Source organism: Microbacterium sp. B19, from assembly GCF_000333395.1.
Taxonomy (GTDB): Bacteria; Actinomycetota; Actinomycetes; order Actinomycetales; family Microbacteriaceae; genus Microbacterium.
The window spans coordinates 1-3,124 of sequence record NZ_BADA01000392.1 but is presented as its reverse complement, the minus strand read 5'-3'; the positions used below and the strand labels follow the sequence as shown (position 1 = coordinate 3,124).

Sequence of the window (3,124 nt, the reverse complement as noted above, 5' to 3'; positions counted from 1 at the left end):
CTGCCAGGCGGCGAGGTCTTCGCCGAGGATCACGACGATCTTCGTGTCGAACGTCGGCGCGGGGGCGGTGTCGGGTCGGTCATGCCTCCAGCCTCGGCCCGTGGCATCCGCTCCGTCTTGTACGTTTCTTGCATGATCGAACGGGTGCGGGCCTGGCACCCCGACGTGCCGTTCCTGCGCGAGGTCTACCACGCGAGCTTCGACCACGCCTACCCGCTGCACACGCACGACGACTGGGCCGTGATGCTCGTCGACCGGGGCGCGGTCACCTACGATCTCGACCGGGTCGCGCACCGGGCGGCGCCCGGTGCACTGACGCTGCTCCCGCCCGGCATCCCGCACGACGGGCGCTCGGCGGTGGCGGGCACCGGGTACCGCAAGCAGGTGCTGTATCTGCGCCGCGACTGGCTCCCCGACGACACCGCCGACCGCGTCGCCCGGGTGCCCACCCTCGGGCGCGGACCCGCGGAGGCGGCGGCCCGACGTGTCCACGCCGCGCTCCGGTTCCCGGGGGAGGAGATGGCCGCCGAGCACGCGCTGCTCGCGGTGCGCGACGCAATCCTCGCCCACACCGGCACCGCCGTCGCGGCCGTCCGCGACGCGCCGCTCGCCCGGCGCCTGCGCGCGCTGCTCGACGACCGCTTCACCGAGTCGTTCACGATCGCCGAGGCGGCCGCGCAGGTGGGCGCCCACCCGAGCCACCTCGTGCGGGAGTTCTCCCGCGCATATGGCATGGCCCCGCACCGGTATCTCGTCGCGCGTCGGGTCGACGCGGCGCGTCGCCTCCTGGTGGATGGATGCCGCCCCGCCGACGTCGCGGCACGGACGGGATTCCACGATCAGGCGCACCTGAACCGCCACTTCCGCCGTGTCTGGGGAGTGACGCCGGGAGCGTTCGCGCGCGGATAGGGCCCGTCCGCCCGACGTGGTCGGGGGACGGGCCCCGCGCGGTCAGTACACGATCACCGGCTTGACGGTGGCGCCGCTGTGCATGTCGTCGACGGCGCTCTGGATGTCGTCGAGCGCGTAGCGGCGTTCGAGCTTCTCCAGCGGCAGCCGTCCCTCGGCGTGCAGCGCGACGAGCCGGGGGATGAGCTCCCGGGGCTCGGTGTCGCCCATCGTCACGCCGCGGAGTACCTTGCCGGTGAGGATGCCCTGGATGTCGACGGGGATCTCGGTGCCCGGCGGCGGTGCACCGCACACGAGGACGGTGCCGCGGACGGCCGCGGCGTCCAGTGCGGTCCGGGCCACGCCGGGGTGACCGGTCGTGTCGAAGCCGAGGGAGACACCGGCTCCGCCCGTGATCTCGGCGAGGCGTGCCGCCACGTCCTCGTGCGACGCGTCGATCGTGTCGGTCGCGCCGAGCTCGCGGGCGAGGTCGAGCCGGGCCGCGACCCGGTCGATCGCGATGAGCTGCGCGGGCCCGCGGAGGGACGCCGCGATGATCGCCGACAGCCCCACCGCGCCCGCCCCGTACACCGCGACGACGTCGCCCGGCCCTGGGTCGAGGACGTTCCACATCGATCCGAAGCCGGTGAGCACCCCGCACCCGAGCGGGGCGAGGACGGTGAGGTCGGCGTCGTCGGCGACGCGGACGAGTGCCCGTTCGTCGGCGATCGCGTACGTCCCGAAGGACGACTGCCCGAAGAAGTGCGCCGAGACGGCCTCACCGCCACGGGTGATCCCCGCCGATCCCTCGGGGCGGATGCCGCCCAGCAGGTTCCGCGGGAGCCAGGAGTCGCAGTACGCCGGATGCGACGTGGCGCAGGCCCGGCATGCGCCGCAGGAGGTGAAGCTCAGGAGCACGGCATCCCCGGGGGAGACTGCGGTGACCCCGCGGCCGACCTTCTCGACGTGCCCGGCGCCCTCGTGCCCGATGATGCCCGGGACGGGGAACGGGATGCCGCCGGCCAGCACCCCGAGATCGGTGTGGCACAGACCGGTCGCCGTGAGCCGCACGAGGACCTCGCCCGGACCCGGGTCGCCGTACTCGACGTCGGCGACCGAGATCGTCGACGGTGCTTCGACGATCGCGGCGCGCCCCGCGGTCATGCCCGGCCGCCCAGGTCGAACACGATCGAGTGGGCCTTCTGGTACGACTGCAGCGCCTCGGGTCCGCCCTCGCGTCCCCATCCCGACGCCTTGACGCCGCCGAACGGCACCGCCGGGTCGAGCACGGCCCAGCCGTTGATCCAGGTGATCCCGGCCTTCAGTCGCGCCGCGACGCGGTGCGCGCGGGCGAGGTCGGAGGTCTGGATGCCACTGGCGAGGCCGTACCGCGTGCCGTTCGCGAGCGCGACCGCTTCGTCCTCGGTGTCGAACGGCTGCACGGTCAGCACGGGACCGAACACCTCGTCGACGACGACCTCCGCGTCCGGCTCGAGGTCCGCCAGGACCGTGGGAGCGTAGAAGAACCCGCCGTCGCGCTCGACGACGTGGCCGCCGGTGACGACGCGGGCGCCGGCGCCGCGCGCCCGCTCGACGAGGGCGGCGACCTTGTCGAGCTGTGTCCGGCTCGCGAGCGGACCGATCACGGTGGCCGGGTCGGCGATGTCGCCGAACGGCACCTGCGGCACCGCGTCCTTCAGGATGCCGAGCACGACGCCGTACAGCGGGCGTTCGACCAGCAGCCGGGGACCTGCCATGCAGAACTGGCCGGCGTTGAACACGAACGCCGAGATCACCGTGTGGATCGCGCGCTCGAGATCCGCGTCGGCGAACAGGATGTTCGCCGCGTTTCCGCCGAGCTCCGCCGTGAACGGCTTCAGCGTGCGCCCCGCGAGCGCCGCCGCGTGCGCGCCGATCTCGGTCGAGCCCGTGAACGCGACCTTGTCGACGTCGGGGTGGCCCACGAGGTGGTCGCCGAGGACGGAGCCGGGTCCGGTCACGACGTTGAACACGCCGTCGGGGACGCCGGCCTCGCGCAGGATGTCGGCCATGAGCAGCGCGCTCAGCGGGGTGTCGCTCGCGGGCTTGTGCACGACGGTGTTGCCGGCGACGAGCGCCGGGGCGATCTTCGTGCTGGAGAGGATCAGCGGGAAGTTGAACGGGGTGATGGCGGCGACCACGCCCAGCGGCTCGGAACGCACGTACGCGTGGGCGTCGGCGGTGATCTCGCGCACGT

3 protein-coding genes are annotated in these 3,124 nt (G+C 73.4%); 1 reads left to right on the top strand and 2 read right to left on the bottom strand.

The features are described from left to right. The first annotated feature begins 132 nt into the window (after positions 1-132). The gene (locus tag I5G_RS14065; RefSeq protein ID WP_022879627.1) at positions 133-909 is read left to right on the top strand and encodes an AraC family transcriptional regulator; all 777 of its coding nucleotides are present in this window, start codon (positions 133-135) and stop codon (positions 907-909) included. Positions 910-951: 42 nt separating this feature from the next. Here the strand turns inward: I5G_RS14065 and I5G_RS14060 are convergent, their stop codons facing one another. Both I5G_RS14060 and I5G_RS14055 read right to left on the bottom strand, forming a co-directional pair. Next, positions 952-2,052 carry an NAD(P)-dependent alcohol dehydrogenase gene (locus I5G_RS14060; RefSeq protein WP_022879626.1) on the bottom strand — a complete coding sequence of 367 codons (1,101 nt, stop codon included), beginning with the start codon at positions 2,050-2,052 and terminating at the stop codon, positions 952-954. Next, the coding region (locus I5G_RS14055; protein WP_026095940.1) for an aldehyde dehydrogenase at positions 2,049-3,124 on the bottom strand (1,076 nt) is incomplete at its 5' end. The genes I5G_RS14060 and I5G_RS14055, both read right to left, overlap by 4 nt.

What these genes read in the sequence shown, in the direction of transcription:
- I5G_RS14060 (WP_022879626.1), bottom strand. Translation starts at nt 2,052, where the DNA reads ATGACCGCGGGGCGCGCCGCGATCGTCGAAGCACCGTCGACGATCTCG.
- I5G_RS14065 (WP_022879627.1), top strand. Translation starts at nt 133, where the DNA reads ATGATCGAACGGGTGCGGGCCTGGCACCCCGACGTGCCGTTCCTGCGC.